The sequence below is a fragment of the Micromonospora maritima genome (assembly GCF_902825405.1).
Taxonomy (GTDB): domain Bacteria; phylum Actinomycetota; class Actinomycetes; order Mycobacteriales; family Micromonosporaceae; genus Micromonospora; species Micromonospora maritima.
The window spans coordinates 1-13,865 of sequence record NZ_CADEAU010000106.1; the positions used below are offsets into that span (position 1 = coordinate 1).

The 13,865-nt window shown below is 75.2% G+C and carries 11 protein-coding genes and 1 pseudogene; 5 read left to right on the plus strand and 7 right to left on the minus strand.

The genetic code is table 11. From position 1 onward, the window contains the following. Nucleotides 1–274: hypothetical protein (locus HUW36_RS12860; RefSeq protein ID WP_174528372.1), on the plus strand; the 274-nt coding region annotated here is incomplete at its 5' end. A gap of 10 nt (nt 275–284) precedes the next feature. Here the strand turns inward: HUW36_RS12860 and HUW36_RS12865 are convergent. Next, a complete protein-coding gene (locus HUW36_RS12865) occupies nt 285–503 on the minus strand; it encodes a DUF397 domain-containing protein (protein ID WP_013287999.1) in 219 nt (72 codons plus the stop codon). 66 nt (nt 504–569) lie between these two features. On the opposite strand from HUW36_RS12865, the pseudogene pepN reads away from it, so the two are divergent. From pepN to HUW36_RS12885, 3 genes and pseudogenes are all read left to right on the plus strand, one after another. Then, nucleotides 570–2,984: pseudogene (gene pepN, locus HUW36_RS12870) on the plus strand (aminopeptidase N); the annotation flags it as partial. Between the two features lie 282 nt (nt 2,985–3,266). Next, entirely contained in the window at nt 3,267–5,570 is a 2,304-nt protein-coding gene (locus HUW36_RS12880; protein WP_174528373.1) for an RNA degradosome polyphosphate kinase, read from the plus strand. Nucleotides 5,571–5,610: 40 nt separating this feature from the next. Continuing rightward, nucleotides 5,611–6,492 (plus strand): NUDIX hydrolase, encoded by an 882-nt coding sequence (locus HUW36_RS12885; protein WP_174528374.1) that lies wholly within the window; start codon nt 5,611–5,613, stop codon nt 6,490–6,492. A 12-nt stretch (nt 6,493–6,504) separates the two neighbouring features. On the opposite strand, the gene HUW36_RS12890 is transcribed toward HUW36_RS12885, so the two are convergent. After that, a complete protein-coding gene (locus tag HUW36_RS12890; protein WP_246248121.1) occupies nt 6,505–8,457 on the minus strand; it encodes an endonuclease/exonuclease/phosphatase family protein in 1,953 nt (650 codons plus the stop codon). 48 nt (nt 8,458–8,505) lie between these two features. Then, entirely contained in the window at nt 8,506–8,979 is a 474-nt protein-coding gene (locus HUW36_RS12900) for a DUF1203 domain-containing protein (RefSeq protein ID WP_174528375.1), read from the minus strand. Between the two features lie 119 nt (nt 8,980–9,098). On the opposite strand from HUW36_RS12900, the gene HUW36_RS12905 reads away from it, so the two are divergent. Then, nucleotides 9,099–9,965, plus strand: a complete 867-nt coding sequence (locus tag HUW36_RS12905) for a transglutaminase domain-containing protein (RefSeq protein WP_174528376.1) — start codon at nt 9,099–9,101, stop codon at nt 9,963–9,965. 9 nt (nt 9,966–9,974) lie between these two features. Here HUW36_RS12905 and HUW36_RS12910 read toward each other — a convergent pair whose 3' ends face one another. From HUW36_RS12910 to HUW36_RS12925, 4 genes are all read right to left on the minus strand, one after another. Further along, entirely contained in the window at nt 9,975–11,588 is a 1,614-nt protein-coding gene (locus tag HUW36_RS12910; protein ID WP_174528377.1) for an asparagine synthetase B family protein, read from the minus strand. Nucleotides 11,589–11,591: 3 nt separating this feature from the next. Further along, nucleotides 11,592–12,554: a hypothetical protein gene (locus HUW36_RS12915; RefSeq protein WP_174528378.1), complete on the minus strand. Its 963-nt coding sequence runs from the start codon at nt 12,552–12,554 to the stop codon at nt 11,592–11,594. 112 nt (nt 12,555–12,666) lie between these two features. Next, nucleotides 12,667–13,461 (minus strand): isocitrate lyase/PEP mutase family protein, encoded by a 795-nt coding sequence (locus tag HUW36_RS12920; protein WP_174528379.1) that lies wholly within the window; start codon nt 13,459–13,461, stop codon nt 12,667–12,669. Continuing rightward, nucleotides 13,458–13,865 (minus strand): cytochrome P450 (locus HUW36_RS12925; RefSeq protein ID WP_174528380.1); only part of this gene is annotated, 408 nt, incomplete at its 5' end. The genes HUW36_RS12920 and HUW36_RS12925, both read right to left, overlap by 4 nt.

Here is a 13,865-nt window from a genome sequence, read left to right on the forward strand (position 1 = left end):
GCGGTTCTTCACCGTGCACCTCGGGTTCGCGGCCGCCGAGACCGCCATCGCGCGGGAGCTGGCCGTCGCGTACGCCGAGGCGCTCGGCCTGCTCCGCCCGGAGCTGGCACTCGGCGCGGCGGCGCTGTCCCCGGCCGACGCCTGGCACCGGGCCGAGCGGTTGTTCTGCGGTGCGGTCGGGCCCGACGGCGAGCGCTGCGCCGACGTGGCCGGACACCCCGGTTTCCACCACGCGCCCGGACCGGGCGGGCTCGGCTGGGGCGACGGTGACTGACCGCGCGGGCTCAGTCCAGGTCGAACTCGCCGTCCTGGGCGCCCGCGACGAAGGCGTCCCACTCCGCCTGGGTGAAGACCAGGACGGGGCCGTCCGGCTCGGCGGAGTTGCGCATCCCGATCAGGTCGTCGACGAAGGCCACCTCGACCGCACCCTCGGAGGTGTCCCCCTCCGCGCGTTGCCAGACCGCCCGAGAGAGGTCGAAATCGCCCTTGGGGTGCTGACCCATCGTTGTTCCTCCATCGCGACGCGTGACGAGAAGGTCCGTGCGGACCTCATCGGGCAGGATAAGCGGATGCCGAGCCTCACCCGTGCAGAGGCGACCGCGCGCCGCGCGTCGATCACTGTCGAGTCCTACCAGGTGGACCTCGACCTGACCGGCGACGCCGAGCGGTTCCGCTCTGCCGTCACCATCCGGTTCCGGGCCACCCCCGGCACCGAGACCTTCGTCGACGTCAAGCCCCGTCGGCTCCTCCGGGCCCGTCTCAACGACCGCGACCTCGACCCCGCCCTGCTGGCCGACGACCGGTTGCCGCTCACCGGCCTGGCCGCGAGCAACACGCTCACCGTCGAGGCCGAGATGGGCTACTCCAACACCGGCGAAGGGCTGCACCGCTTCGTCGACCCGGCCGACGGCGAGACCTACCTCTACGCCATGTCCTTCCTGGACAACGCGCCACGCATCTTCGCGGCGTTCGACCAGCCCGACCTGAAGGCGCCGGTGACGCTGGCCGTCACCGCGCCGCCCGAGTGGACGGTGGCGGCCAACGGGCAGCTCGCCGACCGGCCCGCGCCGGGGCGCTGGGAGTTCGCCCCCACCGCGCCGCTGGCCACCTACTTCGTCACGCTGGTCGCCGGGCCCTGGCACGTGCTGCGGTCCGAGCACGACGGCATCCCGCTCGGCCTCTACTGCCGGCGCTCGCTCGCCGCCCACCTGGACGCCGACGCCGACGAGGTCTTCACCGTCACCCGGCAGTGCCTCGACCGCTTCCACCAGCTCTTCGCCGAGCGCTACCCGTTCGGCAAGTACGACCAGGCGTTCGTGCCCGAGTTCAACGCCGGCGCCATGGAGAACCCCGGCCTGGTCACGATGCGCGACGACTACGTCTTCCGGTCGGTGGTCACCGACACCCAGCGTGAGCTGCGTGCCACCACCATCGCGCACGAGATGGCGCACATGTGGTTCGGCGACCTGGTCACCATGCGGTGGTGGGACGATCTCTGGCTGAACGAGTCCTTCGCGGAGTACCTGGGCACCCGGGTCACCGCCGAGGCGACCCGGTTCGACCAGGCCTGGACCACGTTCGCGAGCCGCCGCAAGGCCTGGGGCTACACCGCCGACCAGCGCCCGTCCACCCACCCGGTGGCGCCACCGGAGGTGGCCGACGCCGCCCAGGCGCTGCTCAACTTCGACGGCATCTCGTACGCCAAGGGCGCCAGCGTGCTGCGCCAGCTCGTCGCCTGGCTCGGCGACGACGCCTTCCTGGCCGGGCTGAACGCGCACTTCGCCGCGCACCGGTTCGGCAACGCCACGCTCGCCGACCTGCTGGCCGGCCTCGGCGCCGCGAGCGGCCGCGACCTGACCGACTGGGCCGAGCGCTGGCTGCGTCGCGCGCAGGTGAACACGCTGCGCATCGAGACCGCGGTGGACGCCGACGGCCGGTGGACCGGGGTGGCGGTGGTGCAGACCGCTCCGCCGAGCCATCCGGTGCTGCGGCCGCACCGCATCGGCGTGGCCCACCTGACCGCCGACGCGCCGGCCCGGTGGTTCGAGGTCGACCTCGACCCGGACGCCGACGGCGGCCGTACGCCGCTGCCCGAGCTGGTCGGGCAGCCGGCCACCGGCCTGCTGCTGCCCAACGCCGGGGACCTGACCTTCGCCAAGATCCGGTTGGACCCGGCCTCGGCGGACGCGGTGCCGACGCTGCTGCCCGGCCTCGACGACCCGCTGAGCCGGGCCCTGCTCTGGGGCGAGGCGCTGGACGCGGTCACGGACGGGGAGCGGCCCGCCGCCGCGCTGGTCGGCCTGATCGCCGCGGCGCTACCGGCCGAGACCGAGGTGACCATCATCGAGGACGTCCTGCTGCTGACCCGGCGGATCGTCGACCGCTACCTCGACCTGCTGGCCCGCGACGCCGCGTTGCTGCGGGTGTCCGCCGCCTGCCAGGCGCTGCTCGTCGCCGCGCCGCAGGGCGGCTCGCGGCAGCTCGCCGCGGCGCGCGGGCTGATCGCCGCCACCGCCGACGCCGGGCTCCTCACCGACTGGCTGGCCGGCAAGGAGGTGCCCCCGGGCCTCTCCGTCGACGCCGACCTGCGCTGGGCGGTGCTGCGTCGGTTGGTGGTGCTCGGTGCCGCCGGCGCGGCGGAGATCGAGGCCGAGGCGGCCGCCGACCGCAGCGCCACCGGTGCCGAGCAGGCCGCGGCCTGCCGGGCGGCGCTGCCCGACCCGGACGCGAAGCGGGCCGCCTGGGAGATCGTCACGACCAGCACCGACCTGTCCAACCGGCTGATCGAGGCGACCGCCGAGGGCTTCTGGCAGCCCGAGCAGGCCGAGCTGACCGCCGGCTACGTCGAGCGCTACTTCACCGACATGCCGGCGGCGGCGCGCCTGCGTACCGCCTGGGTGGCCGACTCGGTCACGGTCGCCGCGTTCCCGCGCTACGCGGTGGCGCAACCCACCCGGGAGCTGGCCGCGGCGCTGCTGGCCCGGGCCGCCGAGCCGGTCCGGTACCGTGCTGGCATGCAGGGCACGGTGGCCACCTACGACGCGTCGACCCGCAGCGGGGTGCTGCTGCTCGACGACGGCACCGAGCTGGCCTTCCCGGCCCGCGCGTTCGACGCGTCCGGGCTGCGGCTGCTGCGGCTCGGCCAGCGGGTGCGCGTCGAACGCGACGCGGCCGGCGAGGTGGTCCGCGTGACCTTGCCGACGATGGCGTGAACAACCTGGCCGGAGTTCATTTTCTGTTCACCCTCGTCAGGGAATCATGAGGTGGTGAGCACCCCTCGCGAGCACTCCGACCCGCCGCCCCTCCTCGACCCCGGCACGCCCCGCAACGGCCGTCCCACCCGTGGCCCCGACGGGCGGTTCCGGCAGACCCGGCCGCCCGAGGAGCGCCTCGGCGCCGACCCGGACGCGGCCGCCGCCACCGGGCTGGACGAGCCGCTCGACCCGGTGGAGGGTCCCGGCCCGGCCGACGTGCCCGACCCGGACGCCGGCCCGCCGACCGCGCAGCCGCTGCCGGAGGACCGCTTCCTCAACCGCGAGCTGTCCTGGCTCGACTTCAACGCCCGGGTGCTGGCGCTCGCCGAGGACCCCCGCACCCCGCTGCTGGAGCGGGCGAAGTTCCTGGCCATCTTCGCCAGCAACCTGGACGAGTTCTTCATGGTGCGGGTGGCCGGGCTCAAGCGCCGGCTCTCCGCCGGCCTGCCGGTGCGCGGCGGTGACCGGCTGCCGCTGCGCACCCAGCTCGAACTGATCACCGAGAGGACCGCCGACCTGGTCGCCCGGCACGCCGCCTGCTTCGTCGACGACGTGCTGCCCCGGCTCGCCGAGGAGGACATCCGGATCCTGCGCTGGAGCGACCTGGACGACGCCGAGCGGGAGCGGCTGCGCACCTGGTTCCGCGAGCACATCTTTCCGGTGCTCACCCCGCTCGCGGTCGACCCGGCGCACCCGTTCCCCTACATCTCCGGCCGGTCGCTGAACCTGGCCGTCTCGGTCCGCGACCCGGACGGCGGTTCGGAGCTGTTCGCCCGGGTCAAGGTGCCGAACAACGTCCCCCGGTTCGTCCGGGTGGCGAAGGAAGGGCCCGGGGTGCGGTTCCTGCCGGTGGAGGACCTCATCTCCGTCCACCTCGGCCAGCTCTTCTCCGGCATGCAGGTGGTCGAGTGCCACCTGTTCCGGGTCACCCGCAACGCCGAGGTGGAGGTCGACGAGGACCGCGACGAGGACCTGCTCCAGGCCCTGGAGCGGGAGCTGGCCCGGCGCCGGTTCGGCCCGCCGGTGCGGCTGGAGGTGGCCGCCTCCATCTCCGACCACATGCTGGAGCTGCTCGTCCGCGAGCTGGACATGGACGGGCACGACGTGCTCCGGGTGCGGGGCCTGCTCGACCTGTCCGCGCTGTGGCAGCTCTACGGCGAGGCCGACCGGCCCGACCTCAAGGACGCCCCGTTCGTGCCGGCCACCCACCCGCGCCTGGCCGAGGGCGAGGTGCCGCGCAGCGTGTTCGCGACGCTGCGCGACGGCGACGTGCTGGTGCACCACCCCTACCACTCGTTCGCGACGAGCGTGCAGCGCTTCGTCGAGCAGGCCGCGGCCGACCCGAACGTGCTCGCCATCAAGCAGACCCTCTACCGCACCAGCGGCGACTCCCCGATCGTGGACGCGCTTGTCGACGCGGCCGCCGCCGGCAAGCAGGTGGTGGTGCTGGTGGAGCTGAAGGCGCGCTTCGACGAGGTGGCCAACATCGGCTGGGCGCGCACGCTGGAACGGGCCGGCTGCCACGTGGTCTACGGCCTGGTGGGCCTCAAGACGCACTGCAAGACCGCGCTCGTGGTGCGCCAGGAGGGCAACCAGATCCGCCGCTACTGCCACATCGGCACCGGCAACTACCACCCGAAGACCGCCCGGCTCTACGAGGACTTCGGCATGCTCACCGCCGACCCGGAGATCGGCGCCGACCTGACCGACCTGTTCAACGTGCTCACCGGCTACAGCCGGCAGACCGCCTTCCGCCGGCTGCTGGTCGCCCCGCAGGGCATCCGCAGCGGCCTGATCGAGCGGATCGACCGGGAGATCGAGCACGTCCGGCTCGGCATGCCGGGGCTGGTGCAGTTCAAGGTGAACTCCCTGGTCGACGAGGAGATCACCGACGCGCTCTACCGGGCGTCGCGGGCCGGCGTCCACGTCGACCTGCTGATCCGCGGCATGTGCACGCTGCGCCCGGGCGTCCCCGGCCTGTCGGAGAACATCCGGGTCCGCTCGATCCTCGGCCGGTTCCTGGAGCACTCGCGCGTCTTCCGGTTCGGCAACAACGGCGACGCCGAGTTCTGGATGGGCTCGGCCGACCTGATGCACCGCAACCTGGACCGCCGGGTGGAGGCGCTGGTGCAGGTGAGCGACCCGGTGGCCCGCGCCGAGCTGGATCACGTCCTCGCCACCGCGTTCGACCCGGACGTGGACGCGTTCGAACTGGCCGCGGACGGCACCTGGCACCGCCGTACCGGCACCGGCGACGCGCCGCTGACCCACCTGCAGGACCTGCTGTTGCGCCGGGTCGGCGGTCGGGCGGACTGAGCGGGCCGTGCCGGGCGCCGGGCGGGCATACGGTGAGCGGATGAGCGACGACGAGCCGGTGCGGATCCGGGCGGCGGGCGGTGTCGTCTGGCGCCCGGGTCCCGCCGGCGTCGAGATCTGCCTTGTGCACCGCCCCCGCTACGGCGACTGGTCGCTGCCCAAGGGCAAACTGGACGCCGGCGAGCACCCGCTGGTCGCCGCCGTGCGGGAGGTGGCCGAGGAGACCGACGTGCGGGCCGTGCCGCAGGTCCGCCTGCCCACGGTCCGCTACCGCAGTGAGGGCCGGGCCAAGGCGGTCGACTGGTGGTCGATGCGGGCCGTCGGCACCGGCGGCTTCCAGCCCGGCACCGAGGTCGACGAGGTGGCCTGGTACGCGGTGGACGACGCGGCCTGCCGGGTCAGCTACCCGCACGACGCCGAGGTGATCGCCGCGTTCGCGGCGCTGCCTCCGGTCACCGCGACGCTGCTGCTGGTCCGGCACGCGCACGCCGGCAAGCGGGGCACCTGGACCGGCCCGGACACCGGCCGGCCGTTGGACGCCGAGGGGCGGGCGCAGGCGCGGGCGCTGGTCCCGCTGGTGTCCCTGCTCCGCCCGGTCCGCCTGCTCTCCGCCTCGGCTCTCCGCTGCGTGCAGACGCTGGACCCGGCGGCGGCCCGGCTGGACCTGCCGATCGAGGTCTGCGGCGACCTGGACGAACCGGCGCCGGGGCAGCAGGCCGAGGAGTGCGCGTTGGCCGCCGCGGCGCGGCTTGCCGCGCTGGCCGGGGCCGGTGAGCCGGTCGCGGTGTGCAGCCAGGGCAAGGTGATCCCGGGCGCGCTGGAACGGCTCACCGGCCGGGCCGACGACTTCACCACCGCCAAGGGCGGCGGTTGGCTCCTCGCGTTCGCCGGCGACCGCCTGGTGGCCCCCGACCGGTTGTGAGGCGGCCCCGGCTCAGGGCACCGTGACGGCGAGCGTCACCGGGAGGTGGTCGCTGGCCTCGGTACGGGGGGCGCGGACCCCGGCGGCGGTCAGCCCCGGCGAGACGAAGACGTGGTCGATCTGGGCGCGCGGGTCGTCGGCCGGGCTGGTCCACAGCGGCCGGGCTCCGGCCAGCGCGTCCACCAGGCCGGCCCGGGTGAACTCGGCGAAGGCCGGATCGTCCGGCTCGGTGTTGAGGTCTCCGCCGAGCACCAGCGGCCGACCGGCCGCGTACCCACGGGCGAACGCCGCCACCTCGCGGGCCTGTTCCACCGGATCCCGCCCCGGCGGAGGTTGCAGGTGGGTGGCGACCACGGCCAGCTCGCGCCCGCCGAGGTCGAGCGTGACGCCGAGCGCCTGCGCCCCGGTCGGCGCGCCGTGCGCGGTCAGCGGCCGGGTCCGGCCGGAACGCACCGGGTAGCGGGTGAGTACGGCGTCGCCCCAGACCGGGTCGGCGGCGGGCGCGAAGACGTAGGGCATGTCGAGCCGCTCGGCCAGCAGCGTCAGCGTGTCGTGCCCGCCGTTGAGCCACCAGCCCCGGTCCACCTCGCTGAGCAGCACCACGTCCGCCCCGCGCAGCTCCCGGGCGACCGCGTCGAGGTCCAGCCGGCCGTCGATGCCGAACCCCATCCGGATGTTGTACGCGGTGACGCGCACCTCCGTCGGCCGGTTGCCCGGCCGGGAGTCCGACGGCGGGCCGTGCAGCTGGGTCCCGAGCCCGGCCAGCGCCGTCAGGCCGAGGAGGATCCAGGTCCGCGCCGGATCGGGCAGGGCCGGGGCGGACCAGGGCGGCGCGGTGAACGCCACCAGAGCGACCAGGACGGCCGCGCCGACGGGGACCCACCCGTTGGGGTACCCGAGGTCGTAGGCGGCGTAGTAGGCCACCGTGGCCACCGCGAAGACGAGCATCCCGACGACGGCGGCCCGACCGCGCCGCGCCGCCGCCCGCCCGTCCGGGTCCGCGTCGGCCGCCGCGTCGTCGGTGAGCGGTTCGGCCAGCGCCAGGCAGCCGCCGAGCCCGGCGGCGGTGAGCAGGTACGCCGGCGCCAACCGTCCGGCCGCGAACAGTGCCGCGCCGGCGACCAGTGCGACCGGCCAGAGCACCCGGGCGGGTCGGACCGGCATCCGCAGCAGCACCGCCCCCAGGAACAGCAGGACCGCGTACCCGCCCAGCACGGGAACAGCGGGGCGGGCCAGGCCGGGGAAGTCCGGCGAACCGGTGCCGGCGGCGGCGCTCCAGATCGCCGGGGCGAGCGCGATCTGGTTGGCCAGCAGCAGCGGCGGCCCGCCGTCGAAGTCGAGGTTGTGCCGCGCGAAGACGGCGACCGCCTCGTCCACGGTGGCGGCCGCGTCGAGCACCAACCGCAGGATGCGCACCGAACCCACGGTGGGGCGTCCGGGCACCGGGTCGGCCCGCGCGCCGTCGTCGGCGGCCAACCCGACCGCCAGGCCCCGCTCGTTCATCCCGTCGAAGGGCAGCAGCGGCGCGTCGAGCAGCCGCCGGTCACCGGCCGGCTCGGCGGAGACCCCGAGGTAGGAGATGTCCACCAGGGAGATCGAGGCGTACCCGTCCGGCGGGTCGGTGCGCAGCACCAGCGCCGGGTTCGGTTCCCAGTCGAAGTTGCGGGCGAACAACGGACGGTCCCGGTCGGCCAGGGCGGCGAAGAGCGAGCACCCGAACGGGCTCGGCGGGGTGGCGCCGGGCACCCCGACGGTGGGGTCGTAGTCACCGACGTAGGTCATCTCGTACAGCGGGAGGTCGTCGACCCGGCGCAGGCTGGCCAGGGTCCGCGCGACCTGGTCGGGGTCCTGCCGGGAGGCGGTCGGGGTGCCGGACCCGGGCGCGCCGCCCGCCCCGCGGCTCTCCGCGCACGCCGTGGCGAGCAGGAGCACCGCGAGTCCGGTGGCGACGAGCGTCCTGCGCATACCCCCGACGCTAGGAGAGACGGCGACCGGTGTCCATCAAGGAACCGGTCAGCCCCGCCCGACCGCGAACATCCAGCAGCCGTGCACCACGTTGCGGCTGTGCAGGACGTCCACCGCCGGGTCGGCGAACAGCTCGGCGATCACCGCCTCCGGCGCGCTGCCGTCGTGCTGGCGCCCGCCGACGATGCGACCCCGCCGGTCGTACGCCCGCAGCACCTGCGGCCGCCCGCGCCAGCCGACCGGGTACGCCGACACCCGCGCCGGGCCGGCGCAGTCCGAGTCGTGCGCGAAGATCGGCCCGAGTTCCCGGTACGGGCCGGGCGGCAGCGGTGGCGCGTACCCGAACAGCAGCAGCATCTCGCCCGCCCCGGCGTCGCGCAGGCAACAGCGCAGCGGCTCGCCGCCGCCGGCCCGGTGCCGCTCCGGCGGCTGCCCACCGTCGTCACGGCCGGTACGGCGCAGGTCGGCCAGCACGTCGGCCGGCAGCGGGCGGATCAGGAACGCGGTACGTGTCGTCGTCACCGGTCCAGCCTGGCCCGGCGCCGGCCGACGTGCTGGCGGCCATCGGACCTGGCGTTGCCGCCGGAGATTCCGGCCGTCCGGGCGCCCACGGCGGCACCGCGCGGACCGACAATCGACCGATGGACTACCGGACCCACTCCCCGTACAGCGACCCCCGCCACCACGCCGCGCTGCTCGACGCGGTCCCCGGCGACGTCGCCGGCGCCGCGGCGGCCGCCCGCAACGTGATCGTCCACTACCGCGCCGGCGGCGTCGCGCTGTCCGACGCCCGGCGCAGCGAGGCCAACCTGCGCTGGCTGGACCGGATCCTCGACACCGACCAGTCCCGGTTCCCGCTGCCGCTGACCGCTCCGCGACCGGTTGCGGAGCGGGTCGCCGGCTGTTGCCGCGACCACACCCTGCTCACCGTCGCCGCGTTGCGCCAGCACGGCGTGCCCGCGCGCAGCCGGGTCGGTTTCGCGAGCTACTTCGTGCCGGGATGGCACCACGACCACGTGCTGGCGGAGTGGTGGAACGGCGAGCGCTGGGTCTGGGCCGACCCGGAGCTGGACCCCGCCGACCCCCGGCCGTTCGACGGCTACGACATCGACCCGGAGGCGGGGCACTTCGACTCGGCGGCCCGGGTCTGGACGGCGTACCGGGCGGGCCGGGTCGACCCGGACCGGTACGGGGTCGACCCGGCCCTGCCGATCCGGGGCGCCTGGTTCGTCCGCGTCTACGTGCTGCACGAGCTGGCCCACCGGCGCAAGGACGAGCTGCTGCTCTGGGACGGCTACGGCACGATGGGCGACGACCCGACCGCGGCCGACCTCGCGCTCACCGACGAGATCGCCGCGCTGCTGCTCGCCGCCGACGGAGGCGACGCCGCCGCCGAGCGGGAGTTGGCCGACCGGTACGCGTCGGACCCCCGGCTGCGCCCGGACGGGACGGTCCGCAGCGTCGACCCGGTCACCGGCACCGTCACCACCGTCGACCTGCGCCGCTGAGCCCCCGGCCTACCCCGGCAGGGGCGCCCCGTCCCCGCCCCGGGTGCGGCGCGGGTTGACCAGCCGGCGCACCATCGGGGCGGCGTTCCACCGGGCGGCGCCGACGAGGTCGCGGGCGTGCTCCAGCACCGTGTAGTCGGGCCGGGCCAGGCCCTCGGCGATGGCCCGGTCGAGGTCGTTGCCGCACCGGGTGAGCACGCTGTCGAAGTCCCGCCGGACCGGTTCGAGCAGGTCGTATCCGAAGGAGCGGTGCAGCCGGGCGAAGAGCGGCTTGTACAGCCGGGCGCGCTCGTGCAGGCCGGACGAGTAGGACATCGGGTTCTTCGGCCGCCGCCGGACGTAGTCGGGCAACAGGTCCGCGAAGGCCCGCCGGACGATCCACTTCTCCTGCCCGTCGCGCAGCTTGAGGTCCAGCGGCAGCCGCATCCCGAGTTCGACGACGCTCAGGTCGAGGAACGGCACGCGTGCCTCCACGCCGTGTCCCATGCTCGCCCGGTCCACCCGCTGCAACTCGGTCCGACAGAGGTTGCGGATCTTGTGCAGGAACAGCCGGCGGGAGCGTTCCGGCCCGACCTGGTGGTACATCGGGTAGCCGCCGAACACCTCGTCCGAGCCGTCGCCGGTGAGCACCACCTTGACGCCCAGCTCACGCAGCCGCCGGAAGATCGGCACCGACACCACGGCGTTGATGATGTCGCCGTACTCGGTCAGCTCGGAGATCCGGATCGCCTCGCGCACGTCGGCCAGCCGGATGTCGCGCGGGCGCAGCTCGATCACCTCGTGGGGCACGCCGAGGTCGGCGGCGAGCCGCCGGGCGTAGGCCACGTCGGGGCTGTCCGGGACGCCGATGGTCACCGCCACGCAGTCGGGGTGCAGCTCCCGGGCGTGCAGCAGCGCCAGCGAGCTGTCCAGGCCGCCGGAGAGCACCACACCGACGGTGAGGTCGGTGTCCAACCGGATCCGCATGGCGTCGGTGAGCGCGACCCGGACGAGCAGGGCGGCCTCGTCCGGGTCGTCGATCACCGGCAGCCCGGCGCCCAGGGTGAGCAGGTCCACGTGCGGGCGCAGCCGGACCGGACCGTCGGGCTCGACCCAGCCGTGATGGCCGGGTGGCACCTCGCCGATCGGGGCGCCGTGCCCGACCAGCGCCTTGACCTCGGAGGCGAGGTGCAGGCAGCCGGGCACCCGGGACCAGTAGAGCGGCTTCACCCCGAGCGGGTCGCGGGCCAGGTACGCCCGGCCGCTGTCGCGCTCGACCACGACGAACGCGAACTCGCCGCGCAGCCGGCGCATCGCGTCGCCACCCCACTGCCGGTACGCGGCGAGCACCACCTCGGTGTCGCCGGTCGTGCGGAACCCGTGGCCGAGGCGGGTCAGCTCGGCGCGCAGCTCGTGGTGGTTGAAGATCTCGCCGTTGAAGCAGAGCAGGTGGCGCTCGTCCGGCGCGACCCAGGGCTGCACGGCCCGGTCCCGGTCCACGATCCGCAGCCGGCGCACGCCGGCCAGCAGCCCCTTCTCCTGCCGGGTCTCGGTGACCTCACCGCGTGGGGCGAGCGCGGCCAGCATCCGCCGGAAGGTGGCCGGGTCGGCCTCGGGGCCGATGCTCAGCGCGATCCCGCACACGGGTCACACCCCCATCTCGGCCTCGTACGCCCGCCGGAACCGGCGGCGGGCCACGGGCGCGAGGCAGACGTGCCAGGCCTGTCCCTCGTCGACGACGTTGATCTCGCCGGCCTCCTGGCGGGCCAGCAGCAGCCCGGCCAGGGTGGCGCGGGCGCCGAAACGCTCGTACCACTCCAGCTCCACGTCGGCCGCCCAGCCCAGGCAGTGCCCGCTGGGCACCATGGCGGCGTACCCCAGCCGGCGCAGCCGGTACTGGTGTTCGGCGCTGCGGGCCAGGCTGGTCACCCAGAGCGGCGGCGTGCCGGACGGGGCGGCCGCGGCGAACTCCCGGCCCAGGTCGTTCAGGAACGCGATCATCTCGCGGCGGGCACGGCGGAACAGCAGGCCCGCGGTCCGCGGCGTGGCGTCCGGGCGCAGCCGGCGCCGGACCGCCCGCAGACCGCGCCCGAGCACGGTGGCGGGCTGCTCCTGGTAGCGGAAGTCGAGCAGGCCACGGCGGCGCAGCCACTCCAGGTCGACCAGCTCGGTGCTGGTGCGGACCTGCTCGTCGGTGAGGAAGGTGCCGCTGTCCCGCCACCACAGCACGTCGATGCGGGAGAGCAGGTAGATCCGGACCAGCGCGGTGAGGTCGTGCGCCGAACTGCGCGTGTTGGGCTGGTAGCGGGCCATCTCCAGCAGCAGCGTCTCCCGGGCGCCGACCAGTCCCTGGGGCGTGGCGTCGAGGACCGCCGCGACGGCGGGTTCGCGCAGCCGCTGGTCGAGCAGCACCTGTCGGGCGGTGGTCGACGGCGCGTCGGCCAGCGCGCCCACCTCGACCAGCAGCTCCGCCACCGCCGCCCGGTACGCGGCCAGGTCGGGCGCCGCGGTGGTCCGCCGCCCTCCGGCCGGCAGCCGGCGGGCGGCGGGAGCGGTGGACGCGACGGCGGGACCGGGCTGGCGACCGGGGCTTCGGCTGGGCACTCGCATGGTCTCCGTCCCCTCTCGGGCAGGACACGGCGTAATGGAACCTGCACCCACCGTAATCACCCGAGACGGCACCTCCGAGAACAATCCTCCTATCTCCTCCGAAGGCGCCCGATCAGGTGGCGAACCGCGGCGCCAGCTCCTGCACCTCGCCGTACCCCGGTGGGTTCGGCCCCCCGGTGTCCGACCCAGCCGCGACCGCGTCGACCCGGCTCAACGCGGCGCCCAGGGCCGCCCGGAACAGCAACGAACCGGTGCTCACCCGGGCCACCCCGAGCCGACCCAGGTGGTCCAGGTCCGGGCCGCCCGGCCGATGCAGGACGTTCAGCGGCAGCCCGGCCTCCGCCACCAGCGTGCCGATCGTGTGGTCGGGCGCGCCGGGGACGAAGAAGCCGTCGGCGCCCGCCGCCCGGTACGCCGCCGCCCGGCGTCGCGCCTCGGCCAGCGGCGTCGGCACGTCCAGCCACCACGCGTCGGTGCGGGCGTTGACGAAGAGCCCGGGCGCCGCCGCGCGCACCGCCGCGATCTTGGCCGCGACCAGCGGAGCCGGGCTCAGGGTGCCGTCCGGGCGGCCGTCCTCCAGGTTCACCCCGACCACCCCCAGCGCGGCCAACTCGCCGACGTAGCGGGCCACGGCCGCCGGTTCCTGGTCGAAGCCGTCCTCCACGTCGACGGTGAGCAGCACCGGCAGATGTCGCAGGCGCCGGGCCAGGTCCAGGGTCTCGGCCCGGGTCGCCCCGACGCCGTCCGGCCGACCGGCGGCGGCCGCGACGCCGAGGCTGGTCGTGCCGATCGCGGCGTGACCCCGGGCCGCCAGCGCCGCCGCCGAGGCGTGGTCCCAGGCGTTGGGCAGCAGCAGTGGGCGGCCGGGCCGGTGCAGCGCACGGAAGGCGGCGTGGCGGTCGGTCATCGCAGGGTCACCTCGAGACGGGTCGGGACGCGCAGCGTCGGGTGCGGGGCATAGCGGACCGGAGTGTCGGCCGGGGCGCAGCGGCGGCGCAGCACGTCGACCACGCCGGCGGCCAGGGCGAGCGCGTGCACCGACCCCGGGCAACCCCGGACGCCGGCGCCGAACGTCAGTGCCGCGCCGGGCCGATCGGCCACGAACCGGTCCGGCTCGGGACGGGCGGCGGGGTCCCGGTTCGCCGCGTCGAAGCGGAGCAGCAGCGGCTCCCCGGCCCGGATCGTCCGGCCGTCCAGCTCCAGTGCGGCGGTGGCGATCCGGCGGGTGGCGCGTACCGGCGGGTCCAACCTCAGCACCTCGGCGAGCAACGCGGCGGTGGCGAGCGCGGCCGGCGCGGCGAGCCCGTGGCG